Annotated in this window: 29 protein-coding genes; 22 read left to right on the top strand and 7 right to left on the bottom strand. The window is 71.9% G+C overall.

All coding sequences use genetic code 11. The features are described 5' to 3' along the window. Positions 1-104: 104 nt before the first annotated feature. From MKK53_RS19765 to atzF, 22 genes are all read left to right on the top strand, one after another. Positions 105-1529 carry a cytochrome ubiquinol oxidase subunit I gene (locus tag MKK53_RS19765; RefSeq protein WP_243930465.1) on the top strand — a complete coding sequence of 475 codons (1425 nt, stop codon included), beginning with the start codon at positions 105-107 and terminating at the stop codon, positions 1527-1529. Between the two features lie 11 nt (positions 1530-1540). Then, positions 1541-2551 (top strand): cytochrome d ubiquinol oxidase subunit II, encoded by a 1011-nt coding sequence (gene cydB, locus MKK53_RS19760; protein ID WP_243930464.1) that lies wholly within the window; start codon positions 1541-1543, stop codon positions 2549-2551. Next, the gene (locus tag MKK53_RS19755) at positions 2551-2649 is read left to right on the top strand and encodes a DUF2474 family protein (protein ID WP_243930463.1); all 99 of its coding nucleotides are present in this window, start codon (positions 2551-2553) and stop codon (positions 2647-2649) included. The genes cydB and MKK53_RS19755 overlap by 1 nt, the downstream gene beginning before the upstream one ends. A gap of 379 nt (positions 2650-3028) precedes the next feature. Further along, complete coding sequence (locus MKK53_RS19750; protein WP_243930462.1) at positions 3029-3277, top strand: hypothetical protein; 249 nt, start codon at positions 3029-3031, stop codon at positions 3275-3277. 49 nt (positions 3278-3326) lie between these two features. After that, positions 3327-3563 (top strand): hypothetical protein, encoded by a 237-nt coding sequence (locus tag MKK53_RS19745; protein ID WP_243930461.1) that lies wholly within the window; start codon positions 3327-3329, stop codon positions 3561-3563. 107 nt (positions 3564-3670) lie between these two features. Beyond that, complete coding sequence (locus tag MKK53_RS19740) at positions 3671-3886, top strand: hypothetical protein (protein WP_243930460.1); 216 nt, start codon at positions 3671-3673, stop codon at positions 3884-3886. 140 nt (positions 3887-4026) lie between these two features. Beyond that, positions 4027-4269, top strand: a complete 243-nt coding sequence (locus MKK53_RS19735; protein WP_243930459.1) for a hypothetical protein — start codon at positions 4027-4029, stop codon at positions 4267-4269. A gap of 295 nt (positions 4270-4564) precedes the next feature. After that, positions 4565-4831, top strand: a complete 267-nt coding sequence (locus tag MKK53_RS19730) for a hypothetical protein (protein WP_243930458.1) — start codon at positions 4565-4567, stop codon at positions 4829-4831. A 299-nt stretch (positions 4832-5130) separates the two neighbouring features. Continuing rightward, positions 5131-5331 carry a hypothetical protein gene (locus MKK53_RS19725; protein ID WP_243930457.1) on the top strand — a complete coding sequence of 67 codons (201 nt, stop codon included), beginning with the start codon at positions 5131-5133 and terminating at the stop codon, positions 5329-5331. A gap of 124 nt (positions 5332-5455) precedes the next feature. Continuing rightward, entirely contained in the window at positions 5456-6097 is a 642-nt protein-coding gene (rutR, locus tag MKK53_RS19720; protein ID WP_243930456.1) for an HTH-type transcriptional regulator RutR, read from the top strand. Between the two features lie 290 nt (positions 6098-6387). Continuing rightward, positions 6388-7488: a pyrimidine utilization protein A gene (rutA, locus tag MKK53_RS19715; protein ID WP_243930633.1), complete on the top strand. Its 1101-nt coding sequence runs from the start codon at positions 6388-6390 to the stop codon at positions 7486-7488. Continuing rightward, entirely contained in the window at positions 7488-8210 is a 723-nt protein-coding gene (gene rutB, locus MKK53_RS19710) for a pyrimidine utilization protein B (RefSeq protein WP_243930455.1), read from the top strand. Before rutA ends, rutB begins: the two co-directional genes overlap by 1 nt. Positions 8211-8246: 36 nt before the next feature. Further along, positions 8247-8639, top strand: a complete 393-nt coding sequence (gene rutC, locus MKK53_RS19705) for a pyrimidine utilization protein C (RefSeq protein WP_243930454.1) — start codon at positions 8247-8249, stop codon at positions 8637-8639. 4 nt (positions 8640-8643) lie between these two features. After that, complete coding sequence (gene rutD, locus MKK53_RS19700) at positions 8644-9426, top strand: pyrimidine utilization protein D (RefSeq protein ID WP_243930453.1); 783 nt, start codon at positions 8644-8646, stop codon at positions 9424-9426. 131 nt (positions 9427-9557) lie between these two features. Next, complete coding sequence (locus MKK53_RS19695) at positions 9558-10406, top strand: ABC transporter ATP-binding protein (RefSeq protein ID WP_243930632.1); 849 nt, start codon at positions 9558-9560, stop codon at positions 10404-10406. Then, a complete protein-coding gene (locus MKK53_RS19690) occupies positions 10396-11307 on the top strand; it encodes an ABC transporter permease (RefSeq protein WP_243930452.1) in 912 nt (303 codons plus the stop codon). Before MKK53_RS19695 ends, MKK53_RS19690 begins: the two co-directional genes overlap by 11 nt. Next, a complete protein-coding gene (locus MKK53_RS19685) occupies positions 11304-12278 on the top strand; it encodes an ABC transporter permease (protein WP_243930451.1) in 975 nt (324 codons plus the stop codon). Before MKK53_RS19690 ends, MKK53_RS19685 begins: the two co-directional genes overlap by 4 nt. Before the next feature lie 45 nt (positions 12279-12323). Beyond that, positions 12324-13331 carry an ABC transporter substrate-binding protein gene (locus MKK53_RS19680; RefSeq protein WP_409564383.1) on the top strand — a complete coding sequence of 336 codons (1008 nt, stop codon included), beginning with the start codon at positions 12324-12326 and terminating at the stop codon, positions 13329-13331. A 62-nt stretch (positions 13332-13393) separates the two neighbouring features. After that, the gene (locus MKK53_RS19675) at positions 13394-13588 is read left to right on the top strand and encodes a DUF4089 domain-containing protein (RefSeq protein WP_243930449.1); all 195 of its coding nucleotides are present in this window, start codon (positions 13394-13396) and stop codon (positions 13586-13588) included. A 3-nt stretch (positions 13589-13591) separates the two neighbouring features. Then, entirely contained in the window at positions 13592-14998 is a 1407-nt protein-coding gene (locus MKK53_RS19670; protein ID WP_243930448.1) for an AtzE family amidohydrolase, read from the top strand. After that, entirely contained in the window at positions 14995-15393 is a 399-nt protein-coding gene (gene hpxZ, locus MKK53_RS19665; protein WP_243930447.1) for an oxalurate catabolism protein HpxZ, read from the top strand. Before MKK53_RS19670 ends, hpxZ begins: the two co-directional genes overlap by 4 nt. A gap of 35 nt (positions 15394-15428) precedes the next feature. Beyond that, a complete protein-coding gene (gene atzF / locus MKK53_RS19660) occupies positions 15429-17249 on the top strand; it encodes an allophanate hydrolase (protein ID WP_243930446.1) in 1821 nt (606 codons plus the stop codon). 16 nt (positions 17250-17265) lie between these two features. On the opposite strand, the gene MKK53_RS19655 is transcribed toward atzF, so the two are convergent. The 7 genes from MKK53_RS19655 to MKK53_RS19625 form a co-directional block, all read right to left on the bottom strand. Beyond that, the gene (locus MKK53_RS19655; protein WP_243930445.1) at positions 17266-18825 is read right to left on the bottom strand and encodes an ABC transporter ATP-binding protein; all 1560 of its coding nucleotides are present in this window, start codon (positions 18823-18825) and stop codon (positions 17266-17268) included. Continuing rightward, complete coding sequence (locus MKK53_RS19650; RefSeq protein ID WP_243930444.1) at positions 18822-19535, bottom strand: cysteine hydrolase family protein; 714 nt, start codon at positions 19533-19535, stop codon at positions 18822-18824. Before MKK53_RS19650 ends, MKK53_RS19655 begins: the two co-directional genes overlap by 4 nt. Continuing rightward, entirely contained in the window at positions 19532-20554 is a 1023-nt protein-coding gene (locus MKK53_RS19645) for a formamidase (protein ID WP_243930443.1), read from the bottom strand. Before MKK53_RS19645 ends, MKK53_RS19650 begins: the two co-directional genes overlap by 4 nt. 11 nt (positions 20555-20565) lie before the next feature. Further along, positions 20566-21489: an ABC transporter permease gene (locus tag MKK53_RS19640; RefSeq protein ID WP_243930442.1), complete on the bottom strand. Its 924-nt coding sequence runs from the start codon at positions 21487-21489 to the stop codon at positions 20566-20568. Then, positions 21486-22628: an ABC transporter permease gene (locus MKK53_RS19635; RefSeq protein WP_409564378.1), complete on the bottom strand. Its 1143-nt coding sequence runs from the start codon at positions 22626-22628 to the stop codon at positions 21486-21488. Before MKK53_RS19635 ends, MKK53_RS19640 begins: the two co-directional genes overlap by 4 nt. A 262-nt stretch (positions 22629-22890) precedes the next feature. Then, positions 22891-23997, bottom strand: a complete 1107-nt coding sequence (locus MKK53_RS19630; RefSeq protein WP_409564377.1) for a BMP family ABC transporter substrate-binding protein — start codon at positions 23995-23997, stop codon at positions 22891-22893. A 368-nt stretch (positions 23998-24365) separates the two neighbouring features. After that, positions 24366-24617: a hypothetical protein gene (locus MKK53_RS19625; protein WP_243930441.1), complete on the bottom strand. Its 252-nt coding sequence runs from the start codon at positions 24615-24617 to the stop codon at positions 24366-24368. Positions 24618-24750: the final 133 nt, after the last annotated feature.

The raw sequence follows: 24750 nt of genomic DNA, 5'->3' as shown, positions 1-24750 counted from the left end.
ACATGGATTGACTCATCCGCGCTTCGGCGCGACAGGAAGGCCGACGCGTCGCGGGGCGGCCGGAATGGCCCTCGCGCGGTCCGTCTCCGCACGAGACCGATCCGATGTTGGCCGACCATCTCCCGAGCGCGCTCGACCTCGCCCGCAGCCAGTTCGCCTTCACCGTCGTCTGGCACTTCCTGTTCCCGTCCTTCAGCATCGGGCTGGCGAGCTACCTCGCCGTGCTGGAGGGCCTCTGGATGGCCACGGGGCGGGACCTCTACCTCGACACCTTCCGGTACTGGCTGAAGGTGTTCGCCGTGGTCTTCGCCATGGGCGTCGTGTCCGGGCTGGTGATGAGCTACCAGTTCGGCACCAACTGGTCGGTCTTCTCGGACAAGGCCGGCGCGGTGATCGGGCCTCTGCTGGGCTACGAGGTGCTCACCGCCTTCTTCCTGGAGGCGGGCTTCCTCGGGGTGATGCTGTTCGGCCTGGAGCGGGTCGGGCCGCGCCTGCACTTCCTGGCGACGAGCCTCGTGGCGGGCGGCACGCTGATGTCGGCCTTCTGGATCCTCTCGGCCAACTCGTGGATGCAGACGCCCGCCGGCTACACCATCGACGCCGACGGGCGCTTCGCCCCCGAGGACTGGTGGGCGGTGGTCTTCAACGCGTCCTTCCCCTACCGCCTCGCCCACACCGTCACCGCCGCCTACCTGACGACGGGGATGATCGTCGGCGCGGTCGGCGCGTGGCACCTGCTGCGGGACCGCACCAACCCCCGCGCCCGGCTGATGTTCTCCATGGCGATGTGGATGGCGGCGCTCGTCGCCCCGGTGCAGCTGGTGCTGGGCGACCTGCACGGCGGCAACACCTACCACCACCAGCCCGCCAAGGTCGCGGCGATGGAGGGCCACTTCGACACCGTCGCCCGCGCGCCCTCGATCCTGTTCGGCTGGCCGGACGCGCAGGCGGGCGAGACCAAGTACGAGATCGGCATCCCCGGCCTCGCCAGCCTCTACCTCGCCCACGACCTCGATGCGAAGGTCACCGGGCTGAAGGACCTGCCGCGGGACACGTGGCCCACCAACCTGCCGCTGGTCTTCTGGGCCTTCCGGGTGATGGTCGGCCTCGGCCTCCTGATGATCGCGCTCGGCCTGTCGTCCCTGGTCCTGCGCGCCAGGAGGCGGCTGTTCGAGGCACCCTGGCTGCACCGCTTCGCCGTGGCCATGGGCCCCTCCGGGCTCATCGCCGTGACCGCCGGCTGGGTGGTGACGGAGGCCGGGCGCCAGCCCTTCACGGTCTACGGCCTGCTCCGCACGGCCGACAGCCTCTCGCCCATCGCCGCGCCCGCCGTGGCGGCCTCGCTCGCGGCCTTCGCCCTGGTCTACTTCGCGGTGTTCGGCGCGGGCATCTGGTACATCCTGCACCTGTTCAACCAGACCCCGCGCCCGCACGAATCCGGCCCGCCCGTCGGCCAGCCCGTGCGCACCGCCGGCATCACCCCCGCCCCCGCGCTGTCGGGCGATTCCCAGCTGCAGCCGGCCGAGTGAAGGAGGCGACGATGGAACTCGACCTGCCCCTGATCTGGGCCATCCTGATCGCCACCGCCGTGTTCCTCTACGTGGCGATGGACGGGTTCGACCTCGGCCTCGGCATCCTCTTCCCGGCCGTGCGCGGCAAGGCCGAGCGGGACGTGATGGTGAACTCGGTCGCCCCCGTCTGGGACGGCAACGAGACCTGGCTGGTGCTCGGCGGCGGCGGGCTGCTCGCGGTCTTCCCCCTGGCCTACGCCACCATCCTGCCGGCGCTCTACATGCCGCTCATCCTGATGCTGCTGGCCCTGGTGTTCCGCGGCGTCGCCTTCGAGATGCGCTTCCGGGTCGCCACCGTCCGCGGCCAGCTCTGGTGGGACCGGGCCTTCTCCTGGGGCAGCTACGTCGCCACGTTCTGCCAGGGCATCGCGCTGGGCGCCTTCGTCCAGGGCATCAAGATCGAGGGCCGCGCCTATGCCGGCGGCTGGTGGGACTGGCTGACGCCCTTCTCCCTGCTCACCGGGGCCTCGCTGGTGGTGGGCTACGGCCTGCTCGGGGCCTGCTGGCTGATCTGGAAGACGAACGGCGAATTGCAGATCCGGGCCTACCGCCTCGCCAAGCCCCTCGGGGTCGCGACGCTCACCGGCATCGCCCTGATCTCGGCGACCATGCTCGCGGTGAGCGCGCCCTTCCGCGCGCGCTGGCTCGGTGTGCCCGGCATGATGGTGGGGGCGCCGGTGCCGATCCTCGTCGGCCTGCTCGCGTGGCGCTTCGCCCGGGCGCTGGAGCGGCGGGACGAAATCGCGCCATTCCTGTGCGCCCTGGGCTTCTTCCTGCTCTCGTATATCGGGCTGGGAATCAGCATGTGGCCGTTCATCGTGCCGCCGAGCATCACCATCTGGCAGGCGGCCACGCCCCCGCACTCCCAGGCCTTCCTGCTCTACGGCGCGGTGGTGCTGGTGCCGCTGATCCTGACCTACACGGCCTACGTGTACTGGCTGTTCCGCGGCAAGGTCACGGCGGAAGCGGGGTACCACTGATGCGCAAGCTCGGCTGGTTCGTCCTGCTCTGGGCGATGAGCGTCGCGAGCCTGACCGCCATCGCCCTGCCGTTGCGCTGGCTGCTCAAGGCGGTGTGAGCGGCGGCCAAAAGCGCGGACAGCCCTTCGCGCGGGCAACCCTTCGCGCGGGAAGCGGGCCTCACCGCCCGCGTCTCAGCATCTGGACGATCTGCTCGTCTGTTTTGCCCCGGGCCCGATACCCTCTCCGCTCCAGTTCGAGGAGCATGATGGGTCGTGTCTCGAATTGCCGTTCCAGCGCCTTGTCGGTCGATCCGAAACGAGCGGACACGGCTTGGCGAAGGCGCTCGGGCATACTCATGGTGGGTTCGTGCCATTCCCATGCGTCGCGAGTGAGGCCCAGTGGAATTGGCAGCCCTGCCATGCAAGGGGAGCGGGATCGCTCGTGGGGTGAGCCCTGTTCCCCCAGTGCCGCACGCTCCGCGGCCCGGAGTGTGCCGTGTATAATCCCTTCCTGTCGTCGATGATGCTCGCCATCGAATCCCAGCGCGTGATCCAGCTGCGCCTGGTCCGGCTCGCCTGGGGCGGACGGGAAGGTCAGGCCGAAGCGCAATCGATGGTCATCGAGAAGGTCCACGCGGCCGGCGAGGCGATGATGACGCTGATGCGCGGCGGCTCGCCGGAGACGGTCATCGCCCGGTACCGCGAGCATGTGGCCGCCAACACCAAGCGCCTGTCGACGACCTGATGGGTCGGACCACTGCCGTTGCGCCAGCGGTGTGGTATAGGCACGCCCCATGACTGAGCCTAACCAGACCGCCTTCATCGTGAAGGTCGCCCTCCCGGACGAGACGGCCCCGGACCGCCCGCTCACTCTGTTCTACGCGGTCATCGCAGATGATCCCGAGCACGGGGTGCAGATCGTCAGGGGGGCCGTCAAAGACGGCGCCGAGGTGACGTTGACGGAGGTCCGGCTCTCGCAAGCGACGGCGCAGGCGATCGAGCTCCTTCCCGGATACGCGCGGGCCCTGTGACCGACGTCCCCGGCGCGGACGCGCGGACGGACGAAATCATCCCATCGCTTGGAACCGCTTTCGATCCGTAAATTTAACCTACGTGGTAACCACGTGGGAGCAACCGCATGAGCTTCACTGTCGTGGACCCGCATTACGACGAGCGGCACGGGGATAGCGTGCTGCGCGGCGTGGCGCATGGGCTCGGCCAACTCTTCCCCCTGCCCGACCACCCCGAGGGTGTGTGCGGGCCGGCGGCATCGGCCTCACCGGAGGATCGCGCCGACCGACAGACGGTCGAGGACGAGCCGCCCCACCGCGGGACGTGCGCGCAGGCACGGTAAGTGCCCATCGGACAGCCGCCTCGCTCACCGGGCGGACGCCAGACATCCGGGGCGGCATGCCTTGCTGCGCCGGGGCCGTTGTGTGACCCTCCGCGCAGGCGGGGCTGAGGGGCGGCCTCATCCCGCGCGGGAGCAGCGCCATGGATGTCGTCGTCACGCCGGCCGGGTCCGAGGGGACCGTGTGGAACCTCAAGGACCGCCTCGGCCGCCGTCTCGGGACCATCGATCACTCCGATCAGGAGGCGGGCTTCCGGATCACCCCTGAAGCCACGGGCAGCCTCAACCCGATCCAGCGGCTTCACGCCACCCTCGACGAGGCGATGACGGCCATCGCCAAGCACATGCACGGCGAATGCACCCTCGACAGCCAGGATTGGGACTGAGCGGGACACGCCCCCTCCCGCATCCCGACGCGCCCATCAGCCCCCTCGGCATCGCCTCCAGGGATTCGTGCGCGAGTCGATGCGCCGCTTCGAGGCGTCCGCTCAGCCCTGGCGCGTCACGATCATCCTATGCGTTCCGCGCGAAAGCCGCCCATCTTGCCCCGCGATGGAAGGGACGGCCCGGGGTGCGAGGACGCACGTCGTAAAAGGACGAGAGACCCCCATATCCATTCTTCACGACGAGAAACAGACCGGAATATCCGGGTTGTAGAAGAATGATGGTATTTATCTTAGCATGAAAAATCATATCGTCGCCATGATTACGGTTTTAATTCTTGGTGCCGGGTCGATTTCGCCGACCGTGGCCTACGAGAATTCGGCTCGGCCGGGCTACACGCCCTTCGACGTCGAGGCCACCGGCTCGCTGGATGGCTTCCCCGGCGGCCGATACGACCGGAACCCGCGGACCTGCCCCCAGAACTCGGCGGCCGAAGGCAACGCCAACCAGCAGAACTTTCCGGTCAAGCAATACGGGCAGACCACCGGCGGCAATCGCTGCTGAGCCGGGAGGAAGACCGCAATGCTGAAGGTGTTTTCCTACGTGATGGCCGCTGCCTTTGCCGGCAGCCTCGTGATGACGCTGATCGGCTCGGCCGGCGTGTGGCTGAACCTGTAGCGCGGGGACGCCGACGGGATCCGGGCGGGGTGAAAGTCCCGCCCACCAAAAATCCCAAAACCCAAAATTAGATCGGGCACGCCGATTTCCCATGCTTAAAATTCCTGCCTTGCTGTCTCAAGGATGGATGAATGTCCGTTATGTCCATATTTACACCTGATTATTGGACAGATCTCGAGAAGAATGTGTCATCCAAGGTAGAGCTCGCGCTGAAGGCGCGCAGCAGCTCCCGAGACAACTTGATATCGTACCTGCGCGACTTGGAGACCGAGGCGCGCATCGCCTGCGATCGGCGGCAGACGATCCAGATCATCGCCTCGGGCCGCAGCCTCCTCGGCGACCGGACGACGCTGCCCCCGCACGACGGCCCGTTCTCGCGCATGTAGGCCGTGAGGCGCCGCCGCCTCCCCGTTCCGCCCGTCCCGTGGCCGGTGCTCGACGAAGGCCGCACGGATCTCGCGCGATCCGGGCTATGGGTGGGGGCACGGGACACGGCGGGGGAGGACGGAAGTGGCGGCAGGCGGCGGGTCCGCGCCGGTGCGGCGGCGGCGGCGGGACGGGCAGGCGCGCCGGGAGGCGGTGCTCGATGCGGCACTCGCGGTCTTCTCCACCGTCGGCCTGCACGGGGCCAGCATCGAACAGATCGCGGAGCGCGCGGGCCTCTCCAAGACGAACCTGCTCTATTACTTCCCGTCGAAGGAAGGCCTCTACGTCGCGGTGCTCCGGCGCGTGCTCGACGTCTGGCTCGACCCGCTGCTCTCCCTGCAGGCCGACAGCGAGCCCGGGGAGGCCCTGCGCCGCTACATCCGCCACAAGATCGTCCTGTCGCGGGATGCGCCGCAGGCCTCGCGCCTGTTCTGCCTGGAGATCGTCCAGGGCGCGGGCCTGCTGCGGGCCGAACTGCAGGGCCCCCTGCGCAGCCTTGTGGAGGAGAAGGCCGCCATCCTCCGGGCCTGGATCGCGGCGGGCCGGATCGCCCCCCACGACCCGCACCACCTGATCTTCTCCATCTGGGCGATCACCCAGCACTATGCCGACTTCGCCACCCAGATCGAAGCCATCACCGGCCGCACCCTGAGTGACCCGGACTTCTTCGAAGCCACCGTGGCGAGCACGCAGGCGCTGATCCTCGGGCGTCTCGGCCTCGCCTGATTCGGCCGGGCTCCGGACGCCCGCTACCCGGACTGGCGCACAAGCCTTCCGCAAACCCCGCCCGGCGCGCGGTCACTCGGCGGAGAGTTTGTGCAAACGGTCAAAATCCGGCCGGCGGAGTTTGACCGTCTGGTCCACCCGTTCCACTCTTCCCCCATGCAAGGCCTGAACTTGCAACGGCAAGTCGTCACGACGGGCTCGCCCGTCACCGTGCGAATTCGGGTCGGCGAACGCAGCATCGGCGGGCCGGAATGCTTGCCGCGCCAGGGGAGGTTGCGATGGCGAACCCCATGAATGTCGGCGTCTTCATCCCGATCGGCAACAACGGCTGGCTCCTGTCGGAGAACGCGCCGCAATACAGGCCGACCTTCGACCTCAACAAGGAGATCACCCTCAAGGCCGAGGGCTACGGGCTCGATTTCGCCCTGTCGATGATCAAGCTGCGCGGCTTCGGCGGCAAGACCGAGTTCTGGGACCACAACCTCGAGTCCTTCACCCTGATGGCCGGCCTCGCCGCGGTGACGAGCCGGATCAAGCTCTACGCCACCGCCCCGACCCTGTGCCTGCCCCCGGCGATCACCGCGCGGATGGCCGCGACCATCGATTCGATCTCGCACGGGCGGTTCGGGCTGAACCTCATCACCGGCTGGCAGCGGCCGGAATACTCGCAGATGGGGCTGTGGCCCGGGGACGAGTATTTCGCCCGCCGGTACGAGTACCTGAGCGAGTACGCGCAGATCCTGCGCGAGCTGTGGGAGACCGGGCGCAGCGATCTCAAGGGCGATTTCTTCCAGATGGACGATTGCCGCCTGAGCCCGCAGCCGCAGGCGCCGATGAAGATCATCTGCGCCGGCCAGAGCGCGGCGGGGATGGACTTCACTGCGACCTACGCGGACTACAATTTCTGCTTCGGCAAGGGCGTGAACACCCCCACCGCCTTCGCGCCCACCGTGGCCCGCCTGGAGGAGGCGAAGGCGAAGACCGGCCGGGAGGTGTCCTCCTACGTCCTGTTCATGGTCATCGCCGACGAGACCGACGCGGCGGCGCAGGCCAAGTGGGCGCACTACAAGGCGGGGGCGGACACCGAGGCGATCGCGTGGCTCGGCATCCAGGGGGCGGCGGACACCAAGTCCGGCAGCGACACCAACATCCGCCAGATGGCCGACCCGACCTCGGCGGTGAACATCAACATGGGCACGCTGGTGGGCTCCTTCGGCACCGTCGCGCGCCTGCTCGATGAGGTGATGACCGTGCCGGGGACGGGCGGCGTGCTCCTCGTCTTCGACGACTTCCTGAAGGGGCTCGACGATTTCGGCACCCGCATCCAACCCCTGATGGAGACGCGGCGGCACGTCCCGCCCGAAGCCGCGCCCCTGGCGGAGGTGGCCTGATGGAGGCGCCCGCGGGCTACCGCGATCCGGCGGGACGGCACGGGGCGGTGACGCTGCCGGCCCGGCCGGAGCCGATCGCCTTCGATCCCGCCACCGCGGCGCTGATCGTGGTCGACATGCAGAACGCCTACGCCACGAAGGACGGCTACCTCGACCGGGCGGGCTTCGACGTGTCGGGCACGGGGCCGGTGATCGCGCAGATCGCGAAGGCCGTCGCGGCGGCGCGGGAGGCCGGGATCACGGTGGTCTGGTTCCAGAACGGCTGGGACCGGGACTACGTCGAGGCCGGCGGCCCCGGCTCGCCGAACTGGCACAAGTCGAACGCCCTGAAGCACATGCGCGCCCGGCCGGAGATGAACGCGCAGCTCCTCGCCAAGGGCACCTGGGATTACGCCCTCGTCGATGCCCTGAAGCCCGAGCCCGGCGAGATCGTGCTGGGCAAGCCGCGCTACAGCGGCTTCTTCAACACGCCGCTTGACAGCATGCTCCGCGCCCGCAGCATCCGCACCCTGGTCTTCACCGGCATCGCCACGAACGTCTGCGTGGAATCGACCCTGCGGGACGGGTTCTTCCTCGAATACTTCGGCATCGTCCTCGCCGACGCGACGCATCAGGCCGGGCCGCCGGCCCTGCAGGAGGGCGCGCTCACCAACATCGCGACCTTCTTCGGCTGGGTGTCCGACGTCCCGGCCTTCGCGGCGGCGCTCACGCCGGCCGATTGAGTCCTTCCCCGAGCCCTGCAGAAGGCGCCCCCTGCCATGCCGAAGACCGTGATCATCCCCCCGGGCACCGGCAAGCCCCTGGCCCCCTACGTCCCCGGCGCGCTCGCCGACGGGATCCTCTACGTCTCGGGCACCCTGCCCTTCGACAAGGACAACAACGTCGTCCATGTCGGCGATGCGGGCGCCCAGGCCCGGCATGTGCTGGAGACGATCAAGGGCGTGGTCGAGGCCGCCGGCGGCACGATGGACGACGTCACCTTCAACCACATCTTCGTCACGGACTGGGCCGATTACAGCGCGATCAACGCCGTCTACGCGGAGTATTTCCCCGGCGACAAGCCCGCCCGCTTCTGCATCCAGTGCGGCCTCGTGAAGCCCGACGCGCGGGTGGAGATCGCCTCGGTCGCCCATGTCGGAAAGGCCGGGTGAGGCGGTGGCGGCCCCCCTCCACCATGCGGTTTCGGGGCTCGCCACGGGGCGCCCGGTCCTGCTCTCGCCGGGCCTCGGCGGCGGGGCGGGCTACTTCGCCCCGCAGATGGATGCGCTCTGCGCCTCCCTCCGGGTCGTCACCTACGACCACCGGGGCACCGGGCGCTCGGCCGGTGCGCTCGCGCCCGGCCACGACATCCCGGCGATGGCCCGGGACGCGCTCTCCGTCCTCGACGCCCTCGCCATCCCGCAGGCCGACATGGTGGGCCACGCCCTCGGCGGGCTGATCGGCCTGCAGCTCGCCCTCGACCATCCCGAACGGGTCGGGCGGATCGTGGTCGTCAACGGCTGGGCCACCCTGGACCCGGCCACCCGCCGCTGCTTCGCCGCCCGCAAGGCGCTGCTGACCCGGGCGGGGCCGGAGGCCTTCGTGGCCGCGCAGGCGATCTTCCTCTACCCGGCGGCGTGGATCAGCGAGAACGGCGGGCGCCTCGCGGCGGACGAGGCGCACGCGCTGGCCCATTTCCCCGGCGCCGACACCGTGCTCGCCCGGATCGCGGCCCTCGAAGCCTGCGACCTGTCCCAGCGCCTCGGCACCCTCCCCCACGAAACCCTGGTGATGGCGGCGCGGGACGACGTGCTCGTGCCCTACACCGCCTCGGAACGCCTCGCCGCCGCCCTACCGAACGCCCGGCTCGACCTCGCGCCGGAGGGCGGCCACGCCCACAGCGTCACCCGCGCCGGGCCCTTCAACCGCGCGCTCCTCGCCTTCCTGGCCCGGCCCTGACGGCACGAGAAATGCTCGCACCCCCGGCAGGCCGCCCCGCGGCCGAGGACGAACCCGGCGATGCGGCGACGGCCGCCTCGCCCCGGCGCACGCTTCCGGGCGCCGGCCCGAAGCCCGAAGGCGCGCCCGCCATGTCCCCGTCCCGCGCCGCCGCCCTCAGGATCGCCCCGCAGGCCCCGGCCCCGGCCGCCGCGCCCGGGGAGACCGCCGTCTCCGCCCGGGACCTCTCCCTGACCTACGAGACCGCCGACGGCCCGGTCTTCGCTCTCTCGGGGATCGACCTCACCGTCGCCCGCGGCGAGTTCGTCTCCTTCATCGGCCCCTCGGGCTGCGGGAAGACCACGTTCCTGCGCTGCGTGGCGGATCTGGAGCGGCCGACCGGCGGGAGCCTCGCCGTCAACGGGATCGGCGCCGGGGCGGCGCGCCTGCGCCGGGATTACGGCTTCGTGTTCCAGGCGCCCGCGCTCTATCCCTGGCGGACGGTGGAGCGGAACGTCGCCCTGCCGCTGGAGATCTTCGGCGTGCCCCGGGCGGAGCGCCGGGAGCGGGTGGCCCGCTACCTCGACCTCGTCCACCTGTCGGGCTTCGGGCGGAAGTTCCCCTGGCAGCTCTCCGGCGGGATGCAGCAGCGGGCCTCCATCGCCCGCGCCCTCTGCTTCGAACCGAAGCTCCTCCTGATGGACGAGCCGTTCGGGGCCCTCGACGAGATCGTCCGCGACCACCTTAACGCGCAGCTGCTCGGCCTCTGGCGGGAGACCGGCAAGACGGTCCTGTTCGTCACCCACTCCATTGCGGAGGCGGTCTACCTGTCCGGCCGCGTGGTGGTGATGTCGCCCCGGCCCGGACGCATCATCGACATCGTGGACTGTGCCGCCCTCGGGCGGGAGCGCCCCCTGGAGATCCGCGAGACGCCGGAATTCCTCGCCCTCGCCCACCGCGTCCGGGACGGCCTGCGGGCCGGCAACGCCTATGACGCCTGAGGCGCGCCCTCCCCGGAGCGGGGGCCACGCCCTGCCGGTCGCGGCGGTGGTGCTCGCGATCCTCGCCCTCTGGTACCTCGCCGCGCTGCTCGGCAACTGGTCCGGCGCGGCGGACGCCCTCGTCCGGGCGGGGGCGGCCCCGGAGGCGGGCGCCGTCGCCGCGGCGACCATGGCGCAGGAGCGGCCCGTCGTGCCGGCCCCCCACCAGATCGCCCAGGAACTCGCCCGCAGCCTGTTCGGCCTGCCGGTGACGTCGAAGCGCAGCCTCGCCTACCACGCCTCCGTCACCCTCTCGGCGACCCTCGTCGGGTTCGGCATCGGCACCGCCCTCGGCCTCGTGCTGGCGGTGGGCATCGTCCACCTGCGCAGCGTCGAGCGCAGCCTGATGCCGTGGGTCGTCGCCTCGCAGACCGTCCCCATCCTGGCCGTCGCCCCCATCGTCATCGTCGCCCTCGGGGCGGCGGGCCTGACCGGCCTGCTGCCGAAGGCGGTGATCGCCGCCTACCTCTGCTTCTTCCCCGTCACCGTCGGCATGGTGAAGGGCCTGACCTCCCCCGACCGGATGCTCGCCGACCTGATGCGCACCTACTCGGCCGGCCGCAGGCAGACCCTGTGGCGGCTGCGCCTGCCCGCCGCCCTGCCGGACCTGTTCGCGGCCCTGAAGATCGCCGTGGCGGCGAGCCTCGTGGGGACCATCGTCGGCGAATTGCCCACCGGCGCGCAGGCCGGCCTCGGGGCGCGCCTGCTCGCGGGCTCCTATTACGGGCAGACGGTCCAGATCTGGGCCGCCCTCGTCGTCGCCGCCGCGCTCTCGGCGCTCCTGGTGGCGGCGGTGTCGCTGGCGGAGGCCGGCATGGCCCGGCTCACGGGCGGGCGCCCGTCCGGGGCGGGGGCGCGATGAGGGCCGCCCGCGGAACGCCGGGGCGCGCCCTGGCCCTGACCGGGGCGGCCGGCGCCGCCGGCCTCGCCCTCTGCCTCCTCGTCCACCGGCCCGGCACCGCCGGGCAGGCGGGGGCCGGCCTCTGGGCGGCGACCCTCGGCCTGTGGCTCCTGGCGACGCTGGCGGCCATCGACCTCGCCGCCCTGGCGCCGCGCCGCCACGTGGCCCGGCGGGCGGCCGGGCTCGCCGTGCCGGTGCTGTTCGGGCTCCTCGTCCTCGCCCTCTGGGAGATCGTGACGGTGGGCGCGGGCGTCCCGGCGGTGCTGATGCCCCCGCCCTCGGCCGTCGCCGTGCGCTTCGCCACGGCGGGGCCGACGCTGGCGGCGGATTTCGTCCAGACCTTCGTGAAGGCGGCCCTGCCGGGCTACGCCCTGGGCAACCTCGCCGGGCTCGCCACGGCGATCCTCGCCGACCGGGTGCCGTTCATCCGCAGGGGGCTGCTGCCCGTGGGGCACTTCGCCTCCGCCCTGCCGATCGTCGGCGTCGCCCCGATCATGGTGATGTGGTTCGGGTTCGACTGGCCGTCCAAGGCGGCGGTGGTGGCGCTGATGACCTTCTTCCCGATGCTGGTGCAGGCCAGCGCCGGCCTCGCCGCCACGGGCCGGCTGGAGCGCGACCTGATGCGCAGCTACGCGGCGGGCTACGGGCAGACCCTCGTGCTCCTGCGCCTGCCGACCGCCCTGCCGTTCCTGTTCACCGCCCTCAAGGTCAACGCCACGCTGGCGCTGATCGGGGCGATCGTCGCCGAGTTCTTCGGCACGCCCATCGTCGGCATGGGCTTCCGCATCTCCATCGAGGCGGCCCGGCTCGCCCTCGATATGGTCTGGGCCGAGATCGCGCTGGCGGGGCTCGCCGGCTCGGCCTTCTACGGACTCGTCGCGCTCATCGAGCGGGCGACGACGCCCCGGCCAACAGCGGCGCGGGCGGCCTGAACCAGCAACCTGATCGGCGGGGAGACCGGAATGGCGGATCGGCGGATGAAGACGGCGCGGGGCGCGCGACTGCGCCTCTGGACGGGGGTCCTCGCCCTCTGCCTCGCCGGGGGCGGCGGGGCGCGGGCGGCGGAGCCCGTGACGCTGCAGCTCAAATGGGTGCCGCAGGCGCAGTTCGCGGGGTACTACGTCGCGCAGGCCAAGGGCTTCTACAAGGACGCCGGCCTCGACGTGACGATCAAGCCCGGCGGGCCGGACGTGGCGCCGCCCCAGGTCATCGCGGGCGGGGGGGCCGACGTGGTGGTCGACTGGATGCCCTCGGCCCTGGCGGCGCGGGAGAAGGGCGTGCCCCTCGTCAACGTCGCCCAGCCGTTCAAGCGCTCGGGCCTGATGCTCACCTGCCGGGCCGATACCGGGATCAGGAGCCCCGCCGACCTCAAGGGGCGGACGCTGGGCGTCTGGTTCTCGGGCAACGAGTACCCGTTCCTGGCCTGGATGGCCAAGCTCGGCCTCAAGACGGACGGCTCGCCGGGCGGCGTGACGGTGCTGAAGCAAGGCTTCAACGTCGATCCGCTGATCCAGAAGCAGGCCGATTGCGTCTCGACCATGAGCTACAACGAGTACTGGCAGGTCCTCGATGCCGGCTTCAAGCCGGAGCAGCTCGTGGTCTTCCGCTACGAGGACCAGGGGGTCGCGACCCTGGAGGACGGGCTCTACGCCCTCGACGGCAAGCTGAAGGACAAGGCCTTTGTCGCCCGCCTCGGCAAGTTCGTTCGGGCCTCCATGAAGGGCTGGGCCTACGCCGCCGCGCACCCGGACGAGGCCGCCGCCATCGTGCTCGACAACGACGCCAGCGGCGCGCAGACCGAGAGACACCAGACGCGGATGATGATCGAGATCGCCAAGCTCCTCGACGGGGGCGACGGGCGCCTCGCCCCCGCCGACTACGAGCGCACGGTCGCCATCCTCCTGGCGAACGGGACCGATCAGGCGGTGATCACGCGCAAACCCGAAGGCGCCTGGAGCCACGCCGTCTCGGATGCGGGCGACTAGGCCGGCGCGGAACGATCCTTGCTCTCCCCGGCGCAGGCGAGGCCGCCGGAGGATCATCGCGCATGTCACCCAGCCCGGTCGCACCGGATCTCGACGCCGTCATGGAGGCCTGCGCCGGCCTCCTCGGCCTGACCAACGATCCGGCGTGGCGGGAGCCGGTGCTGGCGAACCTGCGGGTGCTCCAGGCCGCGGCGGCCCTGGTCGAGGATTTCCCCCTCCCCGACGAGGCCGAGGCGGCCCCGGTCTTCGAGGCCTGACCGGTGGTGGATTCGCAGGACTGGTCGCTCGCCCCCGCCGCCGGGATCGCCGCGGGGGTCGCCTCCGGCGCCGTGGGCGCCCGCGAGGTCGTCAGCGCCGCGCTGGCGCGGATCGCGCGGATCGACCCGGCGGTGCACAGCTTCACCGACGTGCTCGCCGGGCGGGCCCTGGCGCGGGCCGACGCCCTGGACGCGGCGCGCGCCCGCGGCGAGGAGGCCGGCCCCCTCTGCGGCGTGCCCTTCGCCGTCAAGAACCTGTTCGACGTGGCGGGTCTGCCGACGCGGGCCGGCGCCCGGATCAACCGCGACCGGGCGCCCGCCGGCCGGGACGCCGCGCTGATCCGCCGGCTCGAGGCGGCGGGGGGCGTGCTGGTGGGCGCCCTCAACATGGGCGAGTACGCCTACGACTTCACCGGCGAGAACATCCACGACGGCGACACCCACAATCCGCACGACCTCACCCGGATGGCGGGGGGCTCCTCCGGCGGCTCCGGGGCCGCGGTCGCGGCGGGCCTCGTGCCGCTGGCGCTCGCCTCGGACACCAACGGGTCGATCCGGGTGCCCGCCGCCTTCTGCGGCTGCTTCGGCCTGAAGCCCACCTACGGCCGGACCAGCCGGGCCGGGAGCTTCCCGTTCGTCGGCAGCCTCGACCATCTCGGCCCGATGGCCAGGAGCGTGGCCGACCTCGCCCTCGCCTACGACGCCATGCAGGGGCCGGACGCGGACGACCCCGCCTGCGCCCGGCGCCCGCCCGACCCCGCCGGCCCCGGCCTCGACGGGGGCGTCGCCGGCCTGCGCATCGCCGTCGCGGGCGGCCATTTCGCGGGGTCCGGCGAGCCGGAGGCGTTCGCGGCGGTGGCGCGGGTGGCGGACGCCCTCGGGGCCAGGGCCACGGTCGAGGTCCCGGAGGCCGTGCGCGCCCGCGCGGCGGCCTACCTGATCTCCGCCGCCGAGGGCGCGGCGCTGCACCTCGACCGCCTCCGCCACCGCGCCGCCGAGTTCGACCCGGCGGTGCGCGACCGCCTGCTGGCCGGGGCGATGCTGCCCGCGGTGTTCATCGAGCGGGCGCAGCGCTTCCGCCGCTGGTACCGCGCGGCGGTGCTGGAGCTGTTCCGGGACGTCGACGTGATCCTCGCCCCCGCGACCCCCTGCCGGGCGCCCCGGGGCGGGCAGACGACCTTCGTGCTCGGCGGCGTCACGCTGCCCATCCGGCCCAATATCGGCCTCTACACCCAGCCGATCTCCTTCATCGGCCTGCCCGTGGTCGCCGTGCCGGTCTGGCCGGACGACGGCCTTCCCCTCGGCGTGCAGGTGATCGCCGCCCCGTGGCGGGAAGCCCTCGCCCTGCGGGTGGCGCGGCATCTGGAGCGGGAGGGCGTGGTGCGGGCCCCCGTGGCGAGGCTCCCATGACGATCGACGACCCCGCCGTGAAGGCCGAGGTGGAGGCCGCCTTCGCCGTCTACGAGCAGGCGCTGGTGACCAACGACGTGGCGGTGCTGGAGGCGCTGTTCCACGACGATCCCCGCACCATCCGCTACGGCGCGGGGGAGAACCTCTACGGCATGGACGCGATCCGGGCGTTCCGCCGGGGGCGCTCGCCCCAGGGCCTGGCCCGCGACCTGCGCGGGACGGTGATCACCACCTTCGGCCGCGACGCCGCCGTGGCCATGACCCTGTTCACCCGCGGGGGCGCGCCGGGCAAGGTCGGCCGCCAGAGCCAGACCTGGATGCGCCTCCCCGATGGCTGGAGGGTGGTCGCCGCCCATGTGAGCGTCATCGACGCCAGCCCCTCCGACCCGGCCTGACCCGCCCAGCCCACGCCGTAGGGGAGAGACCACCCATGCCCATGCCCGCCTTCCCGACCCTGGACGCCCTCCACGCCGCCTATGCCGAGGGGCTCGCCCCCGCCGCGGTGATCGCGCAGACCTACCGGCGGATCGCGCAGATCGACGATCCGGGCCTCTTCCTCGCCCTCGTCCCCGAAGCGCAGGCGCGGGCGGCCGCCGAGGCCCTGGGGCCGTTCGATCCCCGCGCCAAGCCCCTCTGGGGCGTGCCCTTCGCGGTGAAGGACAACATCGACGTCGCCGGCCTCCCGACCACCGCGGCCTGCCCGGACTTCGCCTACAGGCCCGGGGCGACGGCGCCCGCCGTGGCCAGGCTGATCGCGGCCGGCGCGGTGCTGGTCGGCAAGACCAACCTCGACCAGTTCGCCACCGGCCTCGTCGGCGTGCGCACCCCGTTCCCCGCGCCGCGGAACGCCTTCGATCCCGCCATCGTCCCGGGGGGCTCCTCGTCGGGCTCCGCGGTCGCCGTCGCCCACGGCCTCGTCACCTTCGCCCTCGGCACGGACACGGCGGGGTCCGGGCGCGTCCCGGCCGGGCTCAACAACATCGTGGGCCTCAAGCCGTCGCTAGGCAGCGTCTCGGGGCGCGGGATGGTCCCGGCCTGCCGCACCCTCGACACCCTGTCGGTCTTCGCCGGCACCGTCGCGGACGCGGATGCCGCCTACCGGGTGATGCTCGGGTACGATCCGGAGGACGCCTTCTGCCGGCCCCTGCCGGTCGCCCCCCGGCCGGCCTCGGTCCCGCCGGGGCTGCGCGTGGGCGTTCCGGGCCCGGCGAGCCTGCATTTCGGCGGAGACGGCCTGTCGGAGGCGGCCTTCGCGGCCTCCCTCGCCGACCTCGGGACCCTGCTGCCGGGCGGGACGACGCCCATCGACCTCGCCCCGTTCCAGGCGGTGGCGGCGCTGCTCTACACGGGCCCCTGGGTCGCCGAGCGCTACCAAGCGATCCGCAGCATCATCGAGATGCGGCCGGAGATCCTGCACCCGACCACGCGGGCGGTCATCGCCTCGGCCGCGGGCTTCTCCGCCGCGGACGCCTTCGCCGGGCTCTACCGCCTCGCCGAACTGCGCCGGGCGACCGAGGAGGTCTGGACGCGGATCGACGTGCTGGCGGTGCCGACCTACCCCCGGCCGCGCCGCTGCGCCGACCTCGCCGCCGACCCGATCGGCCCCAACAGCGAGCTCGGCACCTACACCAACTTCGTCAACCTGCTGGACCTGTGCGCCCTGGCGGTCCCCGGGCGGTTCCGCGGGGACGGCTTCCCCTCCGGCGTGACGCTGATCGCCCCGCGCGGCGCGGACGGGCTGATCGCCGCGCTCGGGGCGAGGCTGCACGCCGCCGCCGGGCTGAGCCTCGGCACCGGCGCCGTGCCCGTGCCCCCCGCCCCCGGGGACGCGGGAATCGTGCGGGCCGGGGCGGGGGAGATCGAGATCGTGGTGGTGGGGGCGCACCTGTCCGGGCTGCCGCTGAACGGCGAACTCACCGGCCCGGGCGGACGCTTCCTGCGGGCGGCCAGGACGAGCCCGGACTACCGGCTCCACGCGCTTCCCGGCGCGGGACCGGCCCGGCCGGGCCTGGTGCGGGTGGCGCCGGGCACCGGCACGGCGATCGAGACGGAGGTCTGGGCCCTGCCCGTCGCCGCCTTCGGCGCCTTCGTGGCCGGGGTGCCGGCCCCCCTCTCCATCGGCACGCTGAGGCTCGACGACGGGACGGCCCCCAAGGGGTTCCTGGCCGAGCCGGAGGGGCTCGTCGGCGCGCCGGACGTCAGCGGGCATGGCGGCTGGCGGCGCTACCTCGCCTCCCTCCGCGCCGGGTGAAGCCCGGCGCCGGGCCTCAGTGGTGCCCCGCCATGTGGCGGCCGATGGTGCCCGCCTCGGCCTGCGCGGCCGAGGTCTCGTAGACGAGGCGCCCCTCCGACATCACCACGATGCGGTCGGACAGTTCCAGGATCTCGTCCAGGTCCTCGCTGATGAGCAGCACCGCCGCCCCGGCGTTGCGGGCCGTGACGATCCGGGTGCGGATCTCCGCCACCGCCGCGAAATCGAGCCCGAAGCACGGGTTGACCACGATCAGGAGATCGACCGGATCGGTCAGCTCCCGGGCCAGCACCGCCCGCTGGACGTTGCCGCCGGACAGGGTGGCGATGGGCGCCTCCGAGGAGGCCGTCTTCACCTGGAACCGCGCGATCAGCTCCTTGGCGCGCCGGGTCATCGCCCGCCGGTCGAGCCACAGGGTCGGCGGGCCGGACGGATCCTCCCCGCGCCGGTCGAAGGCGCGGAAGGCGAGGTTCTCGGCCACCGACATCCGCGGGGCGCAGGCCTCGCGCAGGGGCTCCTCGGGGATGAAGCGCACCCGCCGCGCCCGGCTCTGGGCCCGGGTGCCGGCATAGGGCTCCCCCGCCACGATCACCCGGCCGCCCGCCGCGCGGATCCGCCCGCCGAGCACGTCGGCGAGCTCCTTCTGGCCGTTGCCGGAGACGCCCGCGATCCCCAGGATCTCCCGGGCCCGGACCCGCAGGTCGGGGATGGCGATCCGGCGCAGGCCGGAGACGTCCGTGGCCTCGAGGTTCTCCACGCGCAGGATCTCGCGGGCGGCGTCGGGCGCCCCGACCCGGCTTGCGATCGGCCGCACGGCCCGCTCGCCGATCATCATCGCCGCCATGTCGGCCCGCGACAGGGCGCCGACGGCGCCGCCGCCCACCAATCGGCCCCGGCGCAGGACGCTCAGCGAGCGGGCGAAGGTCTCGACCTCCCGGAACTTGTGGCTGATCATCAGCACCGTCAGGGCGCCCCGGTCCGTCATGGCGCGCAGGAGGCCCAGCACCTCCGCGGCCTCGTCGGGGGTGAGCACCGAGGTCGGCTCGTCGAGGATCAGGAAGCGCGCCTTCAGGTAGAGCTGCTTGACGATCTCGAGCTTCTGCTTCTCCCCCGCGGCCAGCTCCGCCACCGGTCGGTCGAGGTTCAGCCGGAACGGCATGCCCGCCATGAAGGCGGCCAGCGCCGCCCGCTCGGCCTTCCAATCGAGGATGGCGGGGGCGTCGGCCCGGCTGATCACGAGGTTCTCGGCCCCCGTCAGGGAGGGCACCAGGGTGAAGTGCTGGTAGACCATCCCGAGGCCGCGCCCCTGCGCGCCCTTCGGGTTGGTGATCTCGACCTCGCGCCCGTCGACCAGCACGCTGCCGGCGGTCGGCGCGTAGAAGCCCATCACGCATTTGACGAAGGTCGACTTGCCGGCGCCGTTCTCCCCGAGCAGGGCGTGGAAGCCCCCGGCCTCGATCCTCATCGACACGTCGTCCAGGGCCGCGAAGGCGCCGAAGCGCTTCGTCATGCCGATGGTCTCGACGCCGATGGCGCCGGGGCCGGCGGTCTCGGCGCCGGGCGGCGCGGGCATCATGGATGCCGGCCCATCGCGGCGATCAGCGCCCGCGAGGTGGCGACGGCGCCGAACACGCCGCCCTGCATGGTCACCATCCGCAGGGCGGCCTCGTGGTTGCCGGGGTCGGTGGCGGCGGTGGCGTCCGAGACGATGACGCATTCGAAGCCGCGGTCGTTGGCCTCCCGCATCGTGGTGTGGACGCAGACGTCGGTGGTGATGCCGGTGAGGATCAGGTTGCGGATGCCGCGCTGGTGCAGGATCAGCTCCAGGTCGGTGGCGCAGAACGAGCCCTTGCCCGGCTTGTCGATGACCGGCTCCCCCGGCCGCGGCGCGAGTTCGGGGATGATCTCCCAGCCGGGCTCGCCCCGCACCAGCACCCGGCCGCAGGGGCCGGGATCGCCGATGCCGGCGCCGATTCGCCGGGAGCGCCAGCGCTTGTTGGCGGGCAGGTCGGCGAGGTCCGGCCGGTGGCCCTCGCGGGTGTGGATGACGTGGTAGCCGGCGGCCCGCGCCGCAGCGAGGAGGTGGCCGATGGGTTCGATCGGCGCGCGGGTCAGGGCGAGGTCGTAGCCCATCGCATCGACGTAGCCGCCCTTGCCGCAGAAATCCGTCTGCATGTCGATGATGACGAGGGCGGTGTTCCCCGGCCGCAGGTCGCCGTCGTAGGGCCAGGGGTAGGGTTCGGCCTGCGCGTGGAGGGCGGAGGCGAGGGAGGCGGCCTCGCTCATTCGGCGGCGTCCCGCAGGGCCGGCGCCCCGCCGTAGGGGCGGGTCGGGGCCGGGAAGCCGCAGCCGGTGCCGTCGGTGACGGCGACCTCGTTCTCCCACGGCACCCGGTAGCGGCCCGCCGCGAGGTCGGCCATGTAGGTGTAGGGGCAGTCCTGCGCCCCGCCCTTCACCGCGGTGTAGCCCCGGTGGCCGAGCTGGTAGATGTTGTTCTCGACGCCCCAGGTGGTGCGCGCCTCGCGCACGAGATCGGGGCGCACCTCGGCGGTGATGATCTCATCCACGCGGCCGGTGGTGCCGTGGGCCAGCACCGTCCCGTCGAAGTTGCAGATCATGCCCTCGCCCATCGAATCGAACGTCCCGTCCGATCCGCACAGGCAGACGTTGGCGGTGACCATCAGGTTGCAGAAGGCGTTCGACTGGTTGGTGAACCGCCAGGATTCGCGGATCGGCGCGGTGTATCCGGCCGTGCGGATCATGATCTCGGCGCCCTTGTAGGCACATTCCCGCGCCATCTCCGGGAACATGCCGTCGTGGCAGATGATCAGCCCGAGCTTGGCGCCCCGCGGCCCCTCGATCACCGGGATGCCGAGGTCGCCGGGCTCCCAGGGCTCCACCGGCACCCAGGGGTGCATCTTGCGATAGTAGAGCTTCACCTCGCCATGGTCGTCGATGATCAGGCCGGAATTGTAGGGCATCCCGCCGGGGTTGGCCTCCATGAGGGAGAAGCCCCCCCAGATCCGGTGGTCCGCGCAGGCGCGCTTGAACGCCGCCACCTCCGGCCCGTCGAGGGTGCAGAGGATCTCGGGGCGGATGTCCATGGAGAGGCCATGGAGGGCGTATTCCGGGAATACGACGAGATCCATCGTCGCGAGGTTCGCCCGCGCCTTGGCGACCATCGCCACGATCCGCTCCGCCTGCGCCGTGACGTCCGCACGGGTCTCGATCTTGGGCAGTTGCAGCTGCACCAGCCCGATCACCACGCCGTGGGGCGACTTGTTCAATCCACCGAGGCCGTTCATCGGGCGCGCTCTCACTTCGACAGGGACAGCTCGCCCGGCGCCCCGGCCAGCGCCCGGTCGGGCGAGGAGGTGGCGATCAGCAGGGCGAGGGTGAGGACGTAGGGGGCGGCGTAGAACAGGTAGTAGCCCTGCGAGACGCCCACCGATTGCAGCGCCGGCCCGAGGGCGCCGGCACCGCCGAACAGCAGCGCCGCCCCGAAACAGGCGAGGGGGTTCCAGCGGGCGAAGATCACCAGCGCCACCGCCATCAGCCCCTGCCCGGAGGAGATCCCCTCGTTCCAGGAGCCGGGATAGTAGAGCGACAGATAGGAGCCGCCGATCCCCGCGAGCACGCCGCCGAGGCCGGTGGCGACGAGGCGCACCCGGTCGACGTCGTAGCCGAGCGCCCGGGCCGCGTCGGCGCTGTCGCCGACGACGCGCAGGATCAGCCCGGCCTTGGTGTTGCGGAAGCCCCACCACAGCGCCACCGACAGGGCGGCACCCGCCAGGAACAGCACGTTGACCCGCAGCGCCGCCTGCACCTGCGGCAGGTCCGACCACGCGCCGAAGGGGATCGCCGGCAGCGGCGGGGCCGGGGGCTGGATGAACGGCTTGCCGAAGAAGAAGGCGAGCCCGGTGCCGAACAGCATCAGGGCGATGCCGATCGCCACGTCGTTGACGCGGGGGAACTTGCACACGAACCCGTGCAGCAGGCCGAGCACGCCGCCGGCCGACCCGGCCACCGCGACGCCCGCCCAGGGCGAATCCGTCAGCACCGCCGTCGCGTAGGCCGCCATCGCCCCGAAGACCAGGGTGCCCTCGAGACCGAGGTTGATCCGGCCCGAGCGCTCGGTGATCGTCTCGCCGAGGCTGACGAACAGGAACGGCGTCGAGACGCGAATCGCCCCGCCGAGGATCGCCAGCGGCACGCTCCAGAGGCCGAGGTCGCCGCTCATGCCGCCGCCTCCGCCCGCTTCGCCGCCCAGAGATGGGGGTTGAAGAGCTTGAACCGGCCGTAGAGCGTCTCGCTCAGGAGCACGATCAGGAACAGCAGCCCTTCGAGGACCAGCACGGTGGCGTCGGGCAACTGCATCCGGCGCTGGATCAGCCCGCTCGACGCCTCGATGCCGCCGAGCAGGAAGGCGACCGGCATGATGGCGATGGGGTTCTGCCGGGCCAGGAAGGCGACGAGGATGCCGGTGTAGCCGTAGCCCGCCACGAGGGTGCCGTTGGCGTTGCCCTGGACGGCGGCGACCTCGAAATAGCCGGCGAGCGCCGCGAAGGCCCCGCCCAAAGCCGTGAACCCGACGATCAGGCGCCCGACCGGCAGGCCCTGGATCTGCGCCGCGCGGACGTTCCCCCCCGCGATCCGCGCCGCGAAGCCCAGCGTGGTCCGGTCCATGAGGACATAGGCCACCAGGCAGGCGAGGATCCCGCAGCCGAGGCCCCAGTGCACGCCGACGACCGGCATCGGCCCGAGCATGAACGCGTCTCCCACCGGCAGGGTGGAGGGCTTGTTGAGGCTGGCGGGGTCGCGCAACGGCCCCTCGATCAGGTGGTTGGCCAGCGCGATCGCGATGTACGACAGGAGCAGGCTGGAGATCGTGGCGTTGACGTTGCGGTAGGCCTGCAGCCATCCCACCGCCCCGATCCAGACCGCACCCGCGAGCATGGCCGCGCCGGCCATCAGCGGCACGGCGAGGGGAGCGGGCAGGCCGGCGAGCGGCTGGGCGGCGGCGGCCGCCGCGAGGCCGCCGAGGACGATGGCGCCCTCCCCGCCGATCACCACGAGGCCGAGCCGCGCCGGCAGCGCCACGCACAGGGCGGCGAACAGGAGCGGCGCCGCCCGCTGCAGGCTGTTGCCGAGGGCGAAGGGCGAGCCGAACCCGCCCCGCCAGACGATGTCGATCAGTTGCAGGGGCGACTTGCCGAGCGCCGCCAGGAACAGGCCGAACAGCAGGAAGCCGACGAGGGCAGCCCCCACCGGGATCGCCAGCGCCTCCAGGCGGCGGGCGAGCCACGCGCGCACCGCGAGGGCGGAGGGGGCCTCCGGCACGTCCGCTGCACTCTTCGAGGGGGCGGCCTCGGCAACCACGTCTCAGGATCCCCTTCGGCTCATGTCGGTGAGCGTCCCGGGGCAGAAACCGTGCCAGCTTTGGTGCCGTGGTGGTTGTCCTGCGGGCTCGACCGAAAGGCCGGCCCTGTTCCACCCGCCACCTCATGCTGAGGCGCCCGCGAAGCGGCCTCGAAGGAGGGCTCCAGGGATCGCGCGGCGCCTCAGGACGGGGGGATGGGTGGGACGAGACGCCAGCCCCGCCATGCCCTCGCGACGAGATGCCGACGATCCACCGCAGGCGCTACACCGACCCCTTCACGCCCTCCACGAGGTAGTTCGTGCTCTCCAGGTCCGCGGCCTTCTCGGGATAGGCCTTGCCGGCCGGCAGCACGTCGCGGCCGGCATTGTCCTTCAGCGGGCCCTTGATGATCGCGTAGCCGCCCTTCAGCATCTCCGCCTTCACCGCGTCGGCGTTCCGGCGGGCCGCCTCGGACACGGCCGGGCCGTAGGGGCTCATCGTGACGTAGCCGTCCGCCAGCCCGCCGCGGACGAAATGCTCCGGCACCTTGCCGGCCTGCATCGCCGCGATGGCGTCCTTGTAGATCGGCAGCCAGTTCCACTCGGCCCCGGTCAGGTACTTCTGCGGCGCCAGGGGCGACTGGTCGACATGGTAGCCGCAGACGAACGCGCCCCGCCGGGCGGCGGTCTCGACCACGACCTTGGGGCTGTCGACGTGGCAGGTGATGACGTCGGCGCCGCCATCCACCAGGGCGTTGGTGGCCTCGGCCTCCTTCACCGCGAGGGACCACTCCCCGGTGAAGATCACTTGGCAGGTGATGGCCGGGTCCACGCTCCGGGCCCCGAGCAGGAAGGCGTTGACGTTGTTCAGCACCTGCGGGATCGGCTTGGCCGCGACGAAGCCGATCTTCTTCGACTTGCTGGCGTGGGCGGCCACGACGCCGTTGAGGTACTGCCCCTGCTCGATGTACCCGAAATAGGAGCCGGCATTCGCGGGGTCCTTCTCGGTCCACAGGCCGCCGCAATGGCGGAACTGGATCTTCGGGTTCTTGCGCGCCTCGTTCAGGAGGTAGGGGCTGTAATAGCCGAAGGACGTCGGGAACAGCAGCGTCGCCCCGTCGAGGTTGATCATGCTCTCCATGGTCTTCTCGACGGCGTTGGTCTCCGGGACGCGCTCCTCCTCGGTGATCTCGACGCCGCTCAGGCCCTTCAGCGCCTTGGCCGCCTGGGCATGGGCTTGGTTGTAGCCGTAATCGTCCTTCGGGCCGACATAGATGAAGCCCACCGTCAGGGGCGTGGCCGCCCGCGCGCGCCGCCCGGAGATCGCATCGAGGCCGAGGACGGCGCCCGCACCGAGCACGGCCCTGCGAGTAAAGGGAAGATGTGCCACCCGTCGATCACCCCGTTCAGCCCCCGAAGGCGGCGGCCAAGGCAGAAATTTAAAGGTGGCTGCCGGTCCGGCGAAGCCGATATTTTCGGCATGCGGGACGCTCGTCTTGCCCCGGGCCGGAGATGCATCGCACACGACGCGAGCGCCCGATGGTCAAATGTGCATCACACGACCGGAAACCGAATCGCTGATGCGAGTCTCGCAGACCCCGGGGTGCGGACGGCATCCGATCCCGGCCATGAAGTCCGCGGCACACTCACCCGCCCGTCATCGCGCGCGGGGCGACACGACACGGGCGAACGGGCGCCGCGAACCGGGATGACGCCGCCCCGCGCGCCGAGAGCGGGGCGGATCGAGTGGCGGTGCCTTCAGCGCAGGCGCTCGAACCGCGCCCCGTGCGAGCGCTGGACCGAGCCCGTGCTCACCACCCCGTCCTCGGTGACGGTGCCGTACGTGCTGACATTGCGCGAATCGATCAGGTTCGGCACGGCCGCACGCCCTTCGACGCCGCCGGGGGCGGTGACGGCGGGGATGCCGGCCGGGGCGGTGAAGCTCTGCGCGAAGGCGGCGGTGGACAGGGAGAGGCCGAGCACAGTGCCGGCGAGGAGATTGAAGGACATGGCGGACAACCCGATGGCGGAGGCCGCCCGCCGAACGGCGAGCGACGTGTTGGGCCACCATTTGGGCAGGCGTGCCTCCCGATCCAACATCCCGCGCCAAATCCTTGTGCGGTGGCGCACCGGTTCCGCGACC

It is taken from the genome of Methylobacterium sp. J-076, assembly GCF_022829405.1.
Taxonomy (GTDB): Bacteria; Pseudomonadota; Alphaproteobacteria; order Rhizobiales; family Beijerinckiaceae; genus Methylobacterium.
Note: the sequence above shows the minus strand (reverse complement) of the source record. Positions and strands in the feature narration are given on the sequence as shown.